This is a genomic window from Chryseobacterium salipaludis (assembly GCF_022968825.1).
Taxonomy (GTDB): Bacteria; Bacteroidota; Bacteroidia; order Flavobacteriales; family Weeksellaceae; genus Kaistella; species Kaistella salipaludis.
The window spans coordinates 240,326-257,989 of record NZ_JALHKS010000001.1; the positions used below are offsets into that span (position 1 = coordinate 240,326).

Sequence of the window (17,664 nt, forward strand, 5' to 3'; positions counted from 1 at the left end):
ATTTGTTAAAGTTTACTAAAGTTTAAAGACTGTCTTCCTCGTCGGAAACCGCCGTTCCATCGGCCATGAGGAAAGCTTTGAGGAAAGGTGTGAGCTCGCCGTTCATCACCGAATCCACATCCGAAGTTTCGTAGCCGGACCGAACATCTTTTACCAGTTTGTACGGATGCATCACGTAATTTCGGATCTGGCTGCCCCATTCGATCTTCATTTTGTTGGCTTCAATTTCATTTCTGGCTTTCATACGTTCTTCAAGCTCAATCTCATACAGGCGGGACCGCAGCAACTGCATTGCCTTTTCCTTGTTCTGAAGCTGTGAACGCGATTCCGAGTTTTCAATGATAATTCCCGTTGGCGCATGACGAAGACGGACGGCTGTTTCTACCTTATTCACGTTCTGGCCACCCGCGCCGCTGGAACGCATGGTTTCAAAAGAAATATCGGCCGGATTAATATGAATTTCAATTGTATCGTCGACCAACGGATACACGTAGACGGAAACAAAGCTCGTATGACGCTTCGCATTGGAGTCAAACGGAGAAATACGCACCAGGCGATGAACGCCGTTTTCGCCGCGCAGATAACCAAACGCAAATTCACCATCAATTTCGAGTGTCACGGTCTTCACACCAGCCACATCACCTTCCTGGAAGTTGAGTTCTTTTACTTTGTAACCCTGGTGCTCAGCCCACATGGTGTACATTCGCATCAGCATGCCGGCCCAATCGCAGCTTTCAGTGCCGCCGGCACCGGCCGTAATCTGCAGCACGGCGGAAAGTTCGTCGCCTTCATTGGAGAGCATATTTTTAAACTCGAGGTTTTCGATTTTTTCGAGCAGCACCGCAAACGCTTCGTCCAGTTCTGCAGCGGACTCAGGATCTTCCTTTGCAAATTCCTGCAAAACCTGAACATCTTCAAACCGCGAGAAAATTTCCTCGTAATCATCCACCCATTTCTTTTTGGATCGGAGTTGTTTCATAAAAGCTTCTGCTTCCTTGGGCTGATCCCAGAATTCAGGCGCCAGTGTTTTTTCTTCATCGTTCGCGATTTCTACTTTTTTTCTTTCGATCTGTAGAAATTTATAGAGTTCTGCAATTCTTTGCTGGGCGTCTTTTATTTGGTCGCTGTTCGTCATTTTGCAAATTTACTGTTTTTTCCGCATGGAATACAGCAGAGATTGAACCGGAATCTGACAGTAAAGGCCGTGATTATAGTTCGGAACTATTCTTATCCTCAATCATTGAATCCGAACAATATCCTGACTTTAGGACCGCGTACTGTTGAACACAACAGTCAGTACAAAAACAATAATGGATAATAAGAGAACCGTATAATACAAAGCCAAAGCTCCCACTGTTCTTACGACCGTCTGCACCCGTGGCTTGGGAGAAAAATACTGCGTGACGGTCCAGATGATGTATATATTTATTAATAGAAAAAAAAGAAAACTAAGATCCAGCCATTGTTTGTGCAGCAGCATCAACATTATATAAAGAAACATTCCCTGTCCCGTGATGAAGGTGAAAATAACCAGCCATTCCGGTAAGATCTGTCGGTAGGGCCGGAACACCAGCCATAAGCAAAACGCCAGCAACGGAACCATCAGCAACGCACTCACAGCGTAGTGACTGTTGATCCACTCCATTACGGCAGACACGTTATGAATAACCGACTGAGCAGTTTTAACGACCTGTTTCTGGTAAAGATCGACCGCCTCCGCCGACTGGCTTAGTTCAACTTTTCCCTGGAGAAGCACCGCACCGCTATTCAACCAATGATTCAGCAAAATAGTAACAGTAGCCAAAACCATGATGAGTAAGGCAGGTTCAAAGTGGTCTTTCCGTTTGCCGACCACATATTCACGGATCGTGTGCCCGGGTTTGATAAGCAGCTCCTTCAGGGTGTAAATAATTCCTTTATCCACATGAAAAACCCCGTGCTGCACTTCATGCACCAGAAAATGATAGTCGATTCTGTGCGTATCGGTACGCTGTCCGCATTCATGGCAAAATTTCTGCTGCAGATGTAAAGACTGGCTACAGTTCCGGCAGCGGATATGTACTGGAGACATGGTGTTAGGTTTTTATCAAATTTAAATATTTTATTTGCTAAATGCCTGCCGCACAGCCTACTATTTTCAGTTTTAGTACCTTTAAGACGAAATGGATATCCACGAAGTTTTTAAAATATATAAAAATACAGGCGATACGGCCCTGGCTCAGTTAGCGCCTGCTGATATAGAACTGCAGATTCCGGAACCTTTTGCGAAGATGGCCGGATTAAAAAGGTCTTCATTGGAACTTAAGAGCCTTGATCAGATTACATCAGTCTGGAAGATCTTATCGAGTAAAATGGAGGAACATTTATGTGATAATAAAAAATCCGATGATTCTGAAAATTTCCTGCTGGTAGCAGCTTGCGCTTTTGTGGCCGGGCAACTGCACGCCAGGTCAAAGTTTGCAGAAAGTGATCGAAAAGGAAAAACACCAGGTGAACCTGAAAATGCTTCTCCTGTCTGTTTTTTGGGCAGTGATGAAATTCGGGACGAGTACCGGTAATGACTTATGTCAGTTACTTGTAAACGCTTTGCCGCCGCCTCCATAAATTAGGACAAAAAATAATCCGTAAATTTGCGGCCTTAGTATTATGAAGAATTTAATCCCGAAAACTGCTGCTTTTCATACACTTGGCTGTAAACTTAACTTCGCTGAAACTTCTACCATCGCGCGCCAGCTGACCGGTGCCGGTTATGATAAGGTAAGCTTTGATGAGCGTGCGGATGTCTATGTGATCAATACCTGCTCTGTAACTGATAATGCAGACCGCGAGTGCAAATTCCACGTAAAACGTGCACAGAAAGCCAACCCAGATGGTTTGGTGGTAATTTTAGGTTGCTATGCACAGCTGAAACCTGAGGAAATTGCCGGGATCGAGGGAGTGGATCTGGTTCTGGGTGCAAAAGAAAAATTTAATATACTGAGCTATCTCGATGATTTGCAGAAAACCACCAGCCACGGTGTCATTCATTCCTGCGAGATTGAGGCTGCTGATACTTTTATCGGCTCCTACTCCATCGGTGACCGCACACGCGCCTTTCTGAAGGTGCAGGATGGCTGTGATTATAAATGTACGTACTGCACCATTCCGCTCGCCAGAGGAATTTCCAGAAGTGATACCATCGCCAGCGTAGTTGGCAATGCGCGTGAAATTGCTTCACGTGATATTAAAGAAATCGTACTAACCGGTGTGAATATCGGTGATTACGGCAAGGGAGAGTTCGGGAATAAGAAACATGAGCACACCTTTCTGGATTTAATTCAGGAACTGGATAAAGTGGACGGGATTGAGCGCATCCGCATTTCATCGATTGAACCCAACCTATTGAAAGACGAAAGCATTGATCTGGTAGCGAACAGCCGCCGTTTCGTGCCGCATTTTCATATACCGCTGCAAAGTGGCTGCGACGATCTTCTGAAAAAGATGAAGCGTCGTTACCTGACTTCTTTATACAGAAACCGCGTTGAAAAAATCAGAGAAGTGATGCCGCATGCCTGCATCGGCGTTGATGTGATTGTGGGTTTCCCCGGTGAAACGGAAGAAAAATTTATGGAAACGTACCGCTTTATTCAGGAGCTTCCGATCTCCTATCTGCATGTTTTCACCTACTCCGAAAGAGAAAATACAGAAGCTGCAGAGATGGATCAGGTGGTTCCCATCCCTGAACGGAAAAGAAGAAATAAAATGCTGCGCATCCTGTCCGAAAAGAAGAAACACGCTTTCTATGAAAGTCAGCTGGGCACGGTGCAGCCCGTCCTTTGGGAACATGAAAATAAGGATGGTTACATGCTGGGCTTTAGCAGCAATTATGTTCGTGTGAAAAAACCTTTCGACCCGGACAGTGTGAACCAGATTGAAAATTTAAAATTAGTCAAAATGGACAACGACGGCACTGTAACAGTAGCCGCCGCGTTCGAAGATTTTCTGGCCCGGGTTTAATTTTCTACCGGTTGCACATCTCCTGTAGGCAGTTCATTAAAATAATCATTAAAGAAAGGCCCCAGAATGAAGTAAGAAATGATGGCAATGATAATGGCTACAATCCCGATAATAACAATGGGCGCGGGTTTATTTTTTTTAGACGGTTCCATATTTTATTTTTTTTAGTTAAAAAATAACTTGCAATTTCTGAACCATATTGTATCTGCTGAATCGTTGCGTGAGAATTATTCTTAAGGCAATGGCCTAGTAATATTTCTTTTCGTATTTCACACCGGCCGGAATGGCAACGGCAAGCCTGTTTTCTGCAGGTACCAGTGGACAGCTGTAATCGAAAGCATTATAAGCACAATACGGATGATAGGCTTTATTAAAGTCAATCATTACTGTTTTTCCTGTTGATTTTTTAATGTCCAGATAACGGCCGCCACCATAAGTCTCCTCATCATTAGTCAGGTCCCGGAAAGGCAAAAAGAGTGAGGTCGCATCGCGCACGGTGCCATCGGGTTTCAGGCTTTCATACAACGTAAGCTGATATTCTTTTGCATCCAACAAAAACGTGGCAATACCAAAGCTCCTGAACTTTTTATTCTGTCCGCTGGACGTAGGTATTTCAAAAGGCAGCGCTTCAGGCGTTCGCTTCAGATGCGCCTGCACCGCATATTTTTTATTCACAGGAAAAAAAGGCAATTCTGTAAATTCTTTCAGGTGCCGGCCACGCAAAGGCGTGTGCGCGGAATCGCGAAAGGAAGCGTTTAGTTCCTGACGGAAGGCTGTTATTTCGTCTTCATACGAATGGTGGCGGGCGGTCGCGCAGGAAGTCAACGACATTAAAAGCACCGAAATACAAAATAAAAAGCTACTTTTTTTCATGTATTAAAAATAGCTTAAATTTATGATATGCTATATGAGGTCTACATTGTAAATATCGGTATTGTTTCGCGTAATAGCGGGAACAAAAAAGCCGCCTTCCTGTGGAATATCTTCGAGCAGATCGAAAGAAGTACAGTTGTCCGGCAGCCCGGAAAAAATTAAGGTAAAAGTATAACCAACGCCACCGGGCAGCAAAGTCCAGTACGGGTAGAGCGTAATATGTTCATGATGCACCAGTTTACTGCGATGTCCGCTGACCCGGTCAACCAAAAAAGTAGTGGGCCAGATTCTGATCAGCAGATCCTCCATCGAAGCATTTTTAACCTTGCAGTGCACAATCACCTGCTTCTCCTGCAAAGTCTGATTCTGAATTTCATGTAAAAGCTCCGGTGCAATTTTCACCGGAGCTATTGTTTCGTTTCTAATCATTTGGATACAAAGATACTAATAATGCAGATCTAGTTTTTCTTTTGTGTAGGCTCGGATTTTCTGCACCATTTCGGGGTGCTCTGCTAATTTGTAGCCATAACTCGGAATCATCTCTTTCAGTTTCTCGCGCCACTCGCCGTTCATCTTTTCCGGGAAACATTTTTCCAACACCTGCGTCATCGCATAGGCAGCCGTGGACGCACCCGGAGAAGCGCCCAGCAGAGAAGCAATCGTTCCTTTTTTATTCACAACGACTTCGGTTCCGAATTCCAGTTTTCCGCCTTCAATTTCGTCACGCTTGATGATTTGTACCCGCTGTCCTGCCACCATCAGTTCCCAGTCTTCTTCGCGCGCCTCCTTCACGAACTCACGCAAATGCTGGATGCGCTGAGATTTCGTCATCGCCACCTGCCGCACAAGATATTGGGTTAACGGTAAATTATGCCACCATGCACCAAATAAAGAGCGGATGTTTTTAAAGTTGACACTTTCAGGCAAATCAAGATAACTACCCTGCTTCAGAAACTTGGTGGAAAAGCCTGCAAAAGGTCCGAATAATAGCGCTTCTTTTCCGTCGATAATTCTAAGGTCCAGGTGTGGAACACTCATCGGCGGCGCATCCACGGTTGCCTGGGTATATACTTTGGTTTGATGCTTTGCAATCAGTTCGGGATTGTGGGACACCAGCCACTGGCCTGAAACGGGGAAACCGCCGTAACCTTCGCTTTCACGAATATCCGTACTGTCAAGCAAGGGCAAAGCATAACCACCCGCACCAATAAAAACAAAATCTGCGGTTACATCGTGCATTTTATGCTGCAGCCTGTCTTTTACTTTTACCAGCCATTTATCGTCGTCCGTAGGATCGATATCTTTTACGTTATAATATAAAAAGACTTCCACATTACTGTCGTCCACAAGGAAGCGGCCCATTTTTCTGGTCAGCGAACCGAAATTTACATCTGTACCCAAATCCATTTTCGTGGCTGCCAACTGCTCACTTTTCTTACGCTTTTCCATGATCAGCGGAATCCATTCCCGTAATTTATCATGATCAGTGGTAAACTGCATTCCCTTGAACAATTCAGACTGCGTAAGTTTTTCATGACGGCGGCGCAGGAATTCAGCATCACCTTTCCCGAAAACGAGACTCATGTGCGGGCAGGAGTTGATGAATTCATGCGGGTTGGATATATACCCTTTTGATAATAAGAAAGACCAGAACTGCTTAGAAATTTCAAATTGTTCCGCGATGGTTTCTGCCTTAGAAATGTCGATGCTACCATCTTCACGCTGCGGCGTATAATTCAGTTCACAGAAAGCGGAGTGGCCCGTGCCGGCATTATTCCAGGCAGCGGAACTCTCCCGCGCGAAGCGGCCCAGCCGTTCGAATATGACGATTTTCAAAGTTGGATCCAGTTCGTGCAGCAGCGTGCCCAAAGTGGCACTCATAATACCGCCTCCGATCAGGATCACATCGTAATGAGATTTTGGAGTTTTGTGTGTAGACATAAATTATTTTTTTCTTAGAAACAGCGAAATACATTGTGCAGTAGTTTAGTACTTATTGCATTTTCGCCGGACCCAAAATACAGCAAATAGGCCGCCAAATAAAAATGGCGGCCCGGAGATATTTTGTTATCTATAAAAGAGTAAACCTAATTAAGCAGCAGCGTCAGTTTTTCGTACTCTGTTTCTGCATTCTTCTCTTCATATAACACGCCATAAATAGTATCGATAATTGGCGTGTTCATGTTTTTTTCGCGTGCGGTGTGATACACAGAATCCGCAGCATAATACCCTTCTGCAATCATATTCATCGATTGGATCGCTGATTTTACGGTGTAGCCTTTACCAATCAGGTTACCCAAATTGCGATTTCGCGAGAAAAGTGAGTAAGCCGTAACCAGCAAATCTCCTAAATAAGCACTTTCATTCACATCGCGTGGGACTTCGTACACGCCTTCCAGGAAGGTTTCCATTTCGCGGATGGCGTTGGAAACGAACACTGCCGTGAAGTTATCTCCATAACCCAGTCCGCTGGCAATACCGGCTCCGACAGCATAAATATTTTTCAAAATAGCGCTGTACTCGTTGCCCAGAATATCTTTGCTGCAGTGAACTTTTATAAAGTCAGAATTGAAGAGTGTATGCAGTTTTTCACTCACCTCATCCTCAGCCGCCGCAATGGTTAAATAAGAAAGACGTTCCATCGCGACTTCTTCCGCGTGGCAAGGTCCAGCAATGACGGCCTGCTGCCTGAAACCAATCCCGAAATCATTGCGAAGATAATGCGCCACCACATCATTTGCTTTCGGCACAATTCCCTTAATCGCAGAAACAAAGATTTTCCCATCACAGCCGCAGGACATTTTCTCCAGTGTATCAGAAAGGTAAATAGAAGGCGTTGCCAGAACAATCACATCACAAGCCGAAACCAACTCATTAATATCGGTGGTGACTGCCAGCATATCTGCATCAAAGGAAACTGAAGTAAGATACGTTGGATTATGGCCCCGCATTTCAATGGCGCCTTTCACATATTCATTCCGTACGCACCAATGCACCTTCTCACTGTTTTCCACCAGCATTTTTACAATGGCCGTTGCGAAACTTCCGCTTCCTACCACGCCTACTTTAATCTGATGGTCAGGTTTCGATCGAGCTGTTTTTTCTTTTTTCATAGTTTAAGGTTTATCGCCGCGCGGGTTCCCGGCGGTGCGACGCTGCAAATATATTAAGACTTTATCATAGTACTTGCCAAGGCCAGGCATAGATGAACAGTAATAGGCGGCAGCAAAATGCTAATATTTATCAGGATTCGTCCTGATCCTTTAAGTTTTTGTAAATTTGCACCGCTTTTTTTGAATTTAAAATAGATCATTTATGAAATACCTCTTAGCGCGATTAAAAAATTCCGTGGTCGTCATTGTGCTGCTTTCTGCAGTAATCATTGCACAGGGCCTGCTTATCGGAAAACTTTATGCGGAGAAAGACCATAAAAACTATGCAGTAAATTTAATTCCGGTGCAAACTGAGAAAGACAGTGTGGACTTTGCCGGAATGAAATCGAATTTAACGCTCATCGAACAGTCGGTTCAGCAACTCAACAATTTCCTTGCCGCGAAAAATGTTCCGGCGGTGCAACTTGAGAAGCTTTCCAAGGACAGTTTGCAGAATGCGGTCTACGTAGGCCGCCAAACCCGGCGCTACAGTCAGTATCTGGCGGAGCTGCAGCAAAAATTACAGTTTGTGCCACTTGGTATTCCGGCTGACGGATATATTTCTTCACAATTTGGAAAACGAACCAATCCGATCCCGACCAAAACGGTCTTACTGGCTTCTGTTGCAGCGAAAAACAAAGCGACAGCTTCCGACAGTACTTCCACCGGCACAAAAGAACTGAACAATGTCCCGGCCGAAAAGGAACAGATTCAGTTTCACAAGGGACTTGATATTGCGGTTGCGCACGGTTCGCCAGTTCGCTGCGCGGCAGCAGGTCGTGTTATTTTTGCCGGCTTCAAAGGAGGCTATGGGAACTGCATCATTATTTCACACGGCAACGGTCTGGACACGTTATACGGCCATCTTTCTGAAATCAATGTAAAAACGAATGATGAAGTCACCGTAAATCAGGTGATTGCCAAATCCGGAAATACAGGACGTTCCACCGGTCCGCATCTGCATTATGAAGTGCACAAGAATAATAAACCGGTCAATCCGAAGTTATTTTTGAACCTATAATACAAAGCCGCTCCAGAGTATGAAGCGGCTTCTTATGTTTTGAAGATATCAGCAAAGATCTTTTTAAGCAAAGAATGATTATCGTACAAAGATAGAACATCTTAGGCGAGAATAGAATTCTCCCGGAAAGAGAAAGAATCTTGTTCTTTCATATCGCCGATGCTAATTAAGCGTACATCGGGCGGAAGAATATGATCGCGGAGGTTTTGCAGAAAGACGCGGCTTCTTTTGCCGAATATGTCGGTATCAATTACGACTGCAGAAATATCTTCTGATTTACAGATATTGAAAATACTTTCGGTTTCTTTTGGTTTTATGATTTCAAACTGGCGACGTTTAAAAAAACGGCGAATTTTAGATAACGGTTTGTTTTCGTGGTCGATAATAAGTACTTTGCTTTTCATTTCTTTTCCTTTCCGAGGCGGAATCCAAAAGCATGCCAGAAACAAACTGTCGCTATAATTACCTCAAGGTCAAACCCATGGATGATAAGATAAAATTTTGAAGGTGCAGAATGCAGTCCTAAGATGGCTATTATTTCGAATCAGCAACCATATTGCTTTATTGCATACAAGTCGTAATTCTGCAAAATTAAAGAGTAAAGCAGAATGTTATATACCTTTCAAAACAACTGCCAAAAAGAAAAAGCACCTGCTCAAAAACAGATGCTTTATTATTACCCGGTGGCCCCACCTGGGCTCGAACCAGGGACTTGCTGATTATGAGTCAGCTACTCTAACCAGCTGAGTTATAGGGCCTATCATCATAACCGTTGCCGGTTATTCATTCAGTTGGGTGTGCAAAAATAATCTTTTTTGCGGACCTGCAAAATATTTCAGGGTTTTTCCTGGCACAATTCCACCAATACCCCATTGGTGGATTTCGGATGGAGAAAAACAACCAGCTTATTATCGGCACCTTCTTTAGGTTCTTCGGAAATGAAGATAAACCCACTTGCCTTTAGCCTTTCAATTTCCGCCGAAATGTCTTCCACACCAAATGCAATATGATGGATGCCCTCTCCTCTTTTTTCAATAAATCTGGCAATGGGGCTGTCCTCACGGCTGGCTTCGAGCAGTTCGATTTTGCTGTCGCCGGCCTCATAAAAGGAAGTGGTAACGCCTTCGCGCTCGACCGTTTCCTGTTTGTAAGGCGCTTTTCCCAGAAGGCGGCTAAATACATCTTCGGACAGTCCGAGGTTTTTCACGGCAATGCCGAGGTGTTCAATTTTCATATATCTTTCTTTCAAGGGTGGCGTACACCGCGTGAGGGCGGAGTGCATTGTTGGAGCTCTTTTGTGGCGGCACCGCCAGGTGCCGCCACAAAAAGCGACTGCACGCAGACCGACCTGCTCCGGACTCCGCTGAGAGGCGGAGGACGGAAAGGGCACGCCCCGGTAATTGAAACAAAAATAGTAAATTTGCCGCATGAACGAAAGCAACAGACAGCGAAAAGTCGCTCAGATTATACGGGAAGATTTTGCCGAATTTTTCCGTAAACAGGCCTCGCAAAGTGCCCAGCAATTTTTGATCACCGTTTCGGATGTCCGCGTGACACCCGACCTGAGCATCGCCAAGATTTACCTGAGTGTTTTCCCGGTGGAATACCGCAAAGCAATTATGAAGGAAATCGAAGAAAACAAATCACAGTACCGCAATTTCCTGGGCCAGAAAATGGGCAAGCAGGTGCGTATCATTCCGGAACTGCAGTTTTACCTGGATACGTCGCTGGATGATGTGGAACGCATTGAAAGAGAATTAAAAGGACAAGGCGATAACCCGATTCTTTAACTCCTATTCTTGAAGAATACTTCTTTTTATATTGCTGCACGGTACCTGCTTGCCCGCAAAGGAAGCACGGCAGTTACCTTCATCACCTGGCTGGCGGCGGTGGCGATGCTGGTGGCGGTGGCAGCGATGTTTATTATTATTTCTGTCTTTTCTGCGCTGGAAGATCTCAATAAAGACCTGATCGCCAATCTCCATGCAGATATAACCATTAAAAGCACCCAGGGGAAAACGCTGCCGAATATCGCTTCCGCAGAAAAAATTCTGCGTAAGGAAACTGCTGTTGCACATTACTCGAAAGTGATTGAGGAGAAAGCTTATATCAACTTTCACGGAAACGGTGATATTGCCATTCTGCGCGGCGTGGATTCTGCCTACACGATGGTGAATCCGGTGAACGAGCACATTCTTTATGGCTCCTATCCCACTTTTAAATATTCCAATGAAGTCCTGATGGAAAACAAGCTGAACAACCGGCTGACGATTCCCGTAGGAGAAAGTTCGGAGTATGCCAGTGTGATGGTTCCTAAACCCGGTACAGGCATTATCAGCAAAGAAGAAGATATTTTCACGAAGCGCGATATTTTTGTATCCGGTGTATTTCCCGGTAATGACCAGCTGGATAACACGATTATTGCACCGTTGGAATTAGCGCAGGAACTCCTGCAACTCCCTAAAGATGCCGCCTATGAATTTGTAATAAAACTTCACGATCCGGAACAGGCAGATGCGGTGAAACAAAGACTCCAGCAGCAGCTCGGCAAAAGTTATGACCTGAAAACAAAGCAGGAAGAAAATGCGGCTTTCTGGAAGATGATCAATACCGAGAAACTGTTTATTTATCTAATTTTCGCGCTCGTTATTTTCATCACGACTTTTAATCTGGCTGGCGCCATTATTATTCTGCAACTTGACAAGCGCGTGCAAAGCCAAAGCCTGATTTCACTGGGAATGGATAAGCGTTCGCTCCGCAATATTTATTTTTATACCGGCTTACTCATCGTCCTTTTCGGGATTATCTGCGGACTGCTTCTAGGCACGGCGGTGTGTTACTTCCAAATTTCCACGGGCATTTTTAAGGCAGGTGCCAATACAGATCTGGCCTTTCCGGTTCGGGTTACGGCCATCAACTATGTAATTGTGGCCGGTACAGCCGCAGCTTTCGGTATTGTGGTTGCCCGCGTCTTTTCACGACTTAATAAGTTTGGTTCGTAAGCGGACAGTTCTTGTCGTTTTCGTACTTTTGTTGCTTAATACTTTTCAATATGAAAAAACTATCAACTTTTTTGCTTAGCCTGTTTTTCTTGCAGGCTATAGCGCAGATACCAGCTGGATATTACGACGGTACAGCAACACTGGCCGGTCCCCAGCTGAAAACAAAACTCAGCCAGATTATCACAAACGGTCATAAAGACAAAGGATATGATGGCTTATACACGGCGTATCCAACTACTGATACAGACCGCTATTACGAAAACGACGGCACTGTGCTGGATATGTATTCAGAAAATCCTACCGGTCCGGATCCTTATAATTTTCAGCACGGTAAGAAAAAGTGCGGAAATTATTCCAATGAAGGTGATTGCTATAACCGCGAGCACGTAGTTCCGCAAAGTCTTTTTGGTAAAAAAGCTCCGATGGTTTCCGATGTTCACCACATACGTCCCACCGACGGAAAAGTAAACGGTATCCGCAGCAATTATCCTTTCGGAAAAGTAGAGTCTGCCACTACTGTAACGAAAAATGGCAGTAAACTCGGCAGCTCCGGCTCGGCAGGTTTTGGAGGCACTGTGTTTGAGCCTATCGATGAATTCAAAGGCGACGTCGCGCGAATGATCTTTTATTTTGTGACCCGATATGAAAGTCAACTTTCCAACTTTAACAGCGGTGGCATGCTGGGTGGATCCCCTTACCCTGGCCTGGACAAGTGGGAGTTAAATGTACTTTTGCAATGGGCGCAACAGGATCCGGTTTCTCCGGCCGAGATCGACAGAAACAATGCTTCCTACACCTTCCAGGGAAACAGAAACCCTTTTATTGACCACCCAGAATGGATCGACCGGATTTGGGGAACCCAAATTGTTGACAACGACGCACCGACAGCACCAGCAAATTTTGCGGTAAGCGAAGTTACAACCAACAGCGCTACACTTACCTGGACAGCTTCTACCGATAATATTGGAGTAACAGCATATAAAATTTTTGCAAACGGAGAATTTAAGCAATCAGTCAGCGGCACTACGGCGGTGGTTACTGGTTTGAATCAGGGAACGGAATACAGCTTTTACGTAATTGCAGCGGATGCAGCCGGCAATGAATCCGCACCTTCAGGCACAGTGACAGCAACTACGCTGGTGGATACTGAAGCACCGACGGCCCCAACCAACCTGACTGTAGTAAATACCGGCAGTAATGAGGTGAAAATTCAGTGGACCGCTTCTACCGATAATGTAGCTGTAACCGGATATGAAATTTTTGTAAATAATGTTTCTTTTGGCTCCGCTTCCGGGGTAACTGCTACGGTAACAGATCTTCAGCCGCTAACTACCTACACGATGTATGTGGTTGCCAAAGATGCCGCCGGCAATGTTTCCGCTGCCAGCAATATGATAACGGTAACCACCGGTGAAGTCGGCACAGATTGCGGAAGTGAAACTTTTGATAATATTCCTGAAGCGAGCGGAAGTTCGTACACGGTACGCGAATGGTCCAGCAACGGATTGGACTGGACTGCTACCTTTGCGAGAACTGATCAAACGATTGATGGAAAAGCAATAACGGTGCGTACAGGCTATCTGGAAGTAGAAGATGCGCCCAATGGAATCGGCGATCTTACCGTCACCACGCAACTTAAATTTGGCGGAACTTCCGGTACATTCAAAGTTTTTGTGAACGACGTGGATACCGGAAAAACTATTCCTTATTCAGCGGCAGTGACAACTACGACAATCACAGGAATTAATATTGCCGGCCCGGTTACGATCCGATTGGATAAATCCGGTGACAACAATCGTGTGGCGGTTGATAATATGATGTGGACCTGCTTTAGCACGATGGGAACTGATGAGTCATCTAAAAACCAGAACGTGCTCAGAGTATATCCGAACCCGGTTCGCAATGGCATTTTGAAACTGGAAGGTGCACAACTTGACACCATTAAATCCGTTCAGATTTACGACATGAGCGGAAAACTGATGCAGACCTTGAAACAGCCATTTAAAACATCCAACAGTATTCGTTTGCAGAATCTGCCAAAAGGAGTTTATATATTAAAAGCTGATGAACAAAGCACCAAGTTTATTGTTCAGTAAGCGAATCAAAATATTTTAATCTTAAGAGACCGGTGAACTGCCGGTCTTTTTCTATTTTTGTTTTTATGGAAAACACCGTGGAACTTGGGCTGCTTGGCAGAAATATCTCTTATTCCTTTTCAAAAACATTCTTTGAAAAAAAATTTAAAGACCTTGGATTGAAAGATTATCATTACCGCATTTTTGACAGGGAAAATATTTCTGAAGTTACCTCTCTGTTTTCGAGGGAAAACCTGCGTGGCTTTAATGTGACGATTCCGTATAAACAACAGATCATCCCCTATCTCGACGAACTGAGCCCGGAAGCACAGGAGATTGGCGCCGTTAATACAGTTCTTGTTTTTAATGGAAAGAGAAAAGGGTTTAATACAGACGCGTACGGTTTCGAAAAAACATTAATTCAGTCGGGCGGATTAACGCATCAGAAAGCCTTGGTTCTGGGCGATGGTGGCGCTGCTAAAGCAATACAGTACGTGCTGAGAAAACATAACTTTTCTTTTAAAACAATTAGTCGCAAAGGTACCTTCACTTTTGAGGATCTTAGTTCTGAGGTCATTTCTGAACACACGTTGGTTATTCAGTGCACACCGGTTGGTACTTTTCCGGATACCGAAAAATCAGTGCCCTTTCCTTTTGAACATGTTACCAGCGATCATCTGATGATTGATCTTATTTATAACCCGGCGGAAACCCTATTCCTTCGTCAGGCCCGGCTGCGCGGTGCAAAAACCATCAACGGTGCCCTGATGTTGGAGCAGCAGGCAGAAAAAGCCTGGGAAATTTGGAACATTGAAAAAAAATAGGTTAATTTAGGCGGTAGATTGCCATCAACCCCAGGCATTTAATGCCTGATTATAAAAAGTTTGCTATGAGTACAGAAAAGCCGGTTTCTGAAAATGAGGAAATGAATACCGATCCACATACGGAAAACATGCAACCCGCTGCGGACGGAAACAGCCCAACCGATGCTGCGGCACCGGAACTGACAGATCCAACTTCTGCTGAAAATCAGCCGAACGAAAATAGAGCCGAACCTGCACCGGATATCGCTGAAGCCTTTGTTGAAGAAGCGAAAGCAAGCGAAGATTTCGGTCAAAATACGGACACTGCCGATGCAACTACCGATATTGCAGCCGCTTTTGTAGAAGAAGCAGCCGAAAATGAAACAGTCGCAAAAGATACAGAAGAAACCGTACCCGCTGAGCCCGAAACATCTCCGTATGAGCACATGTCGCTCAATGAGCTTTTCGAGCAAATGGAAAAAATTATCAACCGGGACGACGCTCATTCTAAAAATAAAGAATTTCACGCGCTGAAAGACGCTGCAAATCATAAAATGCAGGCAGAGACAGAAGCGCTGCGGCAGCAGTCTGCGGAAAGCGCGGAAGAAAGCACGCTGGATATTGGTGAACACCCTAAGCACCACACACTGACCGGACTCACCGGCTTGTACCGCCAGAAGATGGATGCGCACCAGCAGCAGGTAGAAGAACAACAGCAGCAGCACAAGCAGCAACGCCAGGATATTATCGAGAAGCTCCGGAATCTGTACACCAATACCGAACCCGGCACCAATCTTTTCAAAGCCATCCGCGAAATCAAAGAAGAATGGAAAAATGCCGGACAGGTAGCCAAATCTGAATTTAAAATTTTAAATAATAATTACTTCCATCACCTGAACCAGTTCTATCAGATGCTCGATCTGAATAAGGAATATATGGAACAGGAGTTTGCGCACAATCTGGAAAAGCGCCGTCAGATTATTGACCGGGCAAAGGAGCTGGAAACAGAACCTTCTGTGCAAAAAGCTTTAAACGAGCTTCAGTATCTGCACCGCCTTTGGAAAGAAGAAGCCGAGCCGGTTGCCGAAGAGTTCCGTGAAAATACCTGGGAAGAATTCCGCGAAATTTCGAACCGAATTCATGACCGCAAAGGTGAACTCAATAAACAGATTGAGCAGGAACAGCAGGAAAACCTGACCAAGAAAAGCGGCATTATTGAAGAAATTAAAAAACTGACCGAAACTGCTACCGGGGGAAATCACAGCCAATGGCAAAATGCGATTCGTCGCGTGGAAGAACTGCGGACAGAATTTCTGCAACTCGGTAATGTGCCACGGAAATTATCCAGCCAGACCTGGAATGATTTTAAACAATATCTGCGTGCGTTTAATGCAGGCAAAAATGAGTTTTATAAAACCCTGAAAAATTCCCAGCAGTCCAATCTGGAACAGAAACAGAATTTGGTGCAGATTGCCCGGGAAAACATGAATTCCGAAGACTGGGAAACCGCTGTCCCTTTGTTTAAAAAACTACAGGAAGACTGGAAGAAGATCGGACATGTTCCGCGCAGCATGACAAACCAGGTGTGGAATGATTTCCGCGAAGCCTGCAACACTTTCTTCAACGCTTACCGGGAAAAAAATAATGCTTCCGGTGATAACTGGAAACAGAATTACAAGGTCAAGAAACAATTGCTCGAAGATCTTCGCAGCATAACAGACGAAGAAGGCAGCGTGGAAAAAATTGAGGAAATCAAAAACACCTGGAACAAAACAGGGAAAGTTCCGCGCGAGAAAATCGGGATTAATAGCGAGTTTAATAAATTACTTCGCGAAAAACTGAAACTTAATAAAGTTTCGGAATACAGCCTGAACGAGAAAAACCTCACGGAAGATCAGCTGAGCGACAAAGCCAGAAAAATGAAAAACCAGATCGCTGATCTGGAAGCGGAAGTTGTGAAGATGGAGAACAACCTTGGTTTCTTCAGCGATGATTCCCGTGATAACCCGTTATTGGCTCATACCTACGCCCGCATCGATGAAAAGAAGAAACAGCTCGAAGACCTGAAAAGCTCTCTTCATCAGATTTTATCTGCAGAAAAAGAATAGAATTTTATATGCTTAAAAATTTACTAACGGCAGTAACGTTTGCGGCCGCTGTATTTGGCAGTGCACAACAGGCGGAAGATCTGCTTAACATTCCGGGACCAGTTGACTTCGGCGGAGAAGAATTGTTTCTTGTCTGGAGCAAACCTGTCTCGCAGACTTTCTACAAACAACAGTATCTGCCCGCGGATGAAAACTTCGATAATATCACGAAGATGCTGGACTTTTCCTATTTTAATAAAAAAATAGAACTGGAACTCGCCGTGCGTCAAAAGGTAGAGCAAATACAACATAGGCAGGAAACCGATAAATTTGCAAAAGTGAACGTTGCGGAAAACCCGGCCGGCAATGAGTTTTTGGTGGATTATTATATTTCGGAAACACCGGAAACCGGCGAACCCTATATGGAATACGTGATTGATCGTTTCCGCGCCACCAATGCACCGCAGGGATCCAACTTCCTCATTCTTTCCTACGTAACACGTGTATATGGCGAGCCTCGCAAAATAGCCAAAGCGCTGTCTACCCAACGTGATGCGCTGATGATCAAAATGATTGAGTTCCCGATTCCTGAAATTAAGTTCAAACAGATTAATAATTAATACATATAAAGCACCTTTTCCGGTGCTTTCTTTTT

Annotated in this window: 18 protein-coding genes and 1 tRNA gene; 9 read left to right on the forward strand and 10 right to left on the reverse strand. The window is 44.7% G+C overall.

Annotated features, from left to right (window positions below):
• Positions 1-22 precede the first annotated feature (22 nt).
• Positions 23-1,135, reverse strand: a complete 1,113-nt coding sequence (gene prfB, locus MVI27_RS01050; RefSeq protein WP_246958814.1) for a peptide chain release factor 2 — start codon at positions 1,133-1,135, stop codon at positions 23-25.
• Positions 1,136-1,264: 129 nt separating this feature from the next.
• Entirely contained in the window at positions 1,265-2,071 is an 807-nt protein-coding gene (locus MVI27_RS01055) for a DUF3667 domain-containing protein (protein ID WP_246958815.1), read from the reverse strand.
• A 91-nt stretch (positions 2,072-2,162) separates the two neighbouring features.
• On the opposite strand from MVI27_RS01055, the gene MVI27_RS01060 reads away from it, so the two are divergent.
• Complete coding sequence (locus MVI27_RS01060; protein WP_246958817.1) at positions 2,163-2,558, forward strand: hypothetical protein; 396 nt, start codon at positions 2,163-2,165, stop codon at positions 2,556-2,558.
• An 88-nt stretch (positions 2,559-2,646) separates the two neighbouring features.
• The gene (gene mtaB, locus MVI27_RS01065) at positions 2,647-3,996 is read left to right on the forward strand and encodes a tRNA (N(6)-L-threonylcarbamoyladenosine(37)-C(2))-methylthiotransferase MtaB (RefSeq protein ID WP_246958819.1); all 1,350 of its coding nucleotides are present in this window, start codon (positions 2,647-2,649) and stop codon (positions 3,994-3,996) included.
• Here mtaB and MVI27_RS01070 read toward each other — a convergent pair.
• The 5 genes from MVI27_RS01070 to MVI27_RS01090 form a co-directional block, all read right to left on the reverse strand.
• Positions 3,993-4,148 (reverse strand): hypothetical protein, encoded by a 156-nt coding sequence (locus MVI27_RS01070; RefSeq protein WP_246958821.1) that lies wholly within the window; start codon positions 4,146-4,148, stop codon positions 3,993-3,995. The genes mtaB and MVI27_RS01070 overlap by 4 nt on opposite strands.
• 94 nt (positions 4,149-4,242) lie before the next feature.
• Positions 4,243-4,869: a DUF1684 domain-containing protein gene (locus MVI27_RS01075; RefSeq protein WP_246958822.1), complete on the reverse strand. Its 627-nt coding sequence runs from the start codon at positions 4,867-4,869 to the stop codon at positions 4,243-4,245.
• Positions 4,870-4,899: 30 nt separating this feature from the next.
• Complete coding sequence (locus tag MVI27_RS01080; RefSeq protein WP_246958823.1) at positions 4,900-5,298, reverse strand: hypothetical protein; 399 nt, start codon at positions 5,296-5,298, stop codon at positions 4,900-4,902.
• Between the two features lie 15 nt (positions 5,299-5,313).
• The gene (gene mqo / locus MVI27_RS01085) at positions 5,314-6,810 is read right to left on the reverse strand and encodes a malate dehydrogenase (quinone) (RefSeq protein WP_246958825.1); all 1,497 of its coding nucleotides are present in this window, start codon (positions 6,808-6,810) and stop codon (positions 5,314-5,316) included.
• A gap of 146 nt (positions 6,811-6,956) precedes the next feature.
• On the reverse strand, positions 6,957-7,982 hold the full coding sequence (locus MVI27_RS01090) for an NAD(P)H-dependent glycerol-3-phosphate dehydrogenase (protein WP_246958826.1): 1,026 nt from the start codon (positions 7,980-7,982) through the stop codon (positions 6,957-6,959).
• 202 nt (positions 7,983-8,184) lie between these two features.
• Between MVI27_RS01090 and MVI27_RS01095 the strand changes: the two genes are divergently transcribed.
• Positions 8,185-9,042 carry a M23 family metallopeptidase gene (locus MVI27_RS01095; protein WP_246958827.1) on the forward strand — a complete coding sequence of 286 codons (858 nt, stop codon included), beginning with the start codon at positions 8,185-8,187 and terminating at the stop codon, positions 9,040-9,042.
• 101 nt (positions 9,043-9,143) lie between these two features.
• On the opposite strand, the gene MVI27_RS01100 is transcribed toward MVI27_RS01095, so the two are convergent.
• The 3 genes from MVI27_RS01100 to mce form a co-directional block, all read right to left on the reverse strand.
• The gene (locus MVI27_RS01100) at positions 9,144-9,446 is read right to left on the reverse strand and encodes a hypothetical protein (RefSeq protein WP_246958829.1); all 303 of its coding nucleotides are present in this window, start codon (positions 9,444-9,446) and stop codon (positions 9,144-9,146) included.
• 280 nt (positions 9,447-9,726) lie between these two features.
• Positions 9,727-9,800, reverse strand: a tRNA-Ile gene (locus MVI27_RS01105).
• A 77-nt stretch (positions 9,801-9,877) separates the two neighbouring features.
• Positions 9,878-10,276, reverse strand: coding sequence for a methylmalonyl-CoA epimerase (gene mce, locus MVI27_RS01110; RefSeq protein ID WP_246958830.1), 399 nt, complete (start codon positions 10,274-10,276; stop codon positions 9,878-9,880).
• Positions 10,277-10,469: 193 nt separating this feature from the next.
• Between mce and rbfA the strand changes: the two genes are divergently transcribed.
• From rbfA to MVI27_RS01140, 6 genes are all read left to right on the forward strand, one after another.
• Positions 10,470-10,832 (forward strand): 30S ribosome-binding factor RbfA, encoded by a 363-nt coding sequence (gene rbfA / locus MVI27_RS01115; protein WP_246958831.1) that lies wholly within the window; start codon positions 10,470-10,472, stop codon positions 10,830-10,832.
• 9 nt (positions 10,833-10,841) lie between these two features.
• Positions 10,842-12,044: an ABC transporter permease gene (locus MVI27_RS01120; RefSeq protein ID WP_246958833.1), complete on the forward strand. Its 1,203-nt coding sequence runs from the start codon at positions 10,842-10,844 to the stop codon at positions 12,042-12,044.
• Positions 12,045-12,094: 50 nt separating this feature from the next.
• Positions 12,095-14,140, forward strand: a complete 2,046-nt coding sequence (locus tag MVI27_RS01125; RefSeq protein WP_246958834.1) for an endonuclease — start codon at positions 12,095-12,097, stop codon at positions 14,138-14,140.
• A 65-nt stretch (positions 14,141-14,205) separates the two neighbouring features.
• The gene (locus tag MVI27_RS01130) at positions 14,206-14,943 is read left to right on the forward strand and encodes a shikimate dehydrogenase family protein (protein WP_246958835.1); all 738 of its coding nucleotides are present in this window, start codon (positions 14,206-14,208) and stop codon (positions 14,941-14,943) included.
• Between the two features lie 65 nt (positions 14,944-15,008).
• Positions 15,009-17,030, forward strand: coding sequence for a DUF349 domain-containing protein (locus tag MVI27_RS01135; RefSeq protein ID WP_246958836.1), 2,022 nt, complete (start codon positions 15,009-15,011; stop codon positions 17,028-17,030).
• A gap of 8 nt (positions 17,031-17,038) precedes the next feature.
• Positions 17,039-17,629 carry a hypothetical protein gene (locus tag MVI27_RS01140; RefSeq protein ID WP_246958837.1) on the forward strand — a complete coding sequence of 197 codons (591 nt, stop codon included), beginning with the start codon at positions 17,039-17,041 and terminating at the stop codon, positions 17,627-17,629.
• The last annotated feature ends 35 nt before the right edge of the window (positions 17,630-17,664 follow it).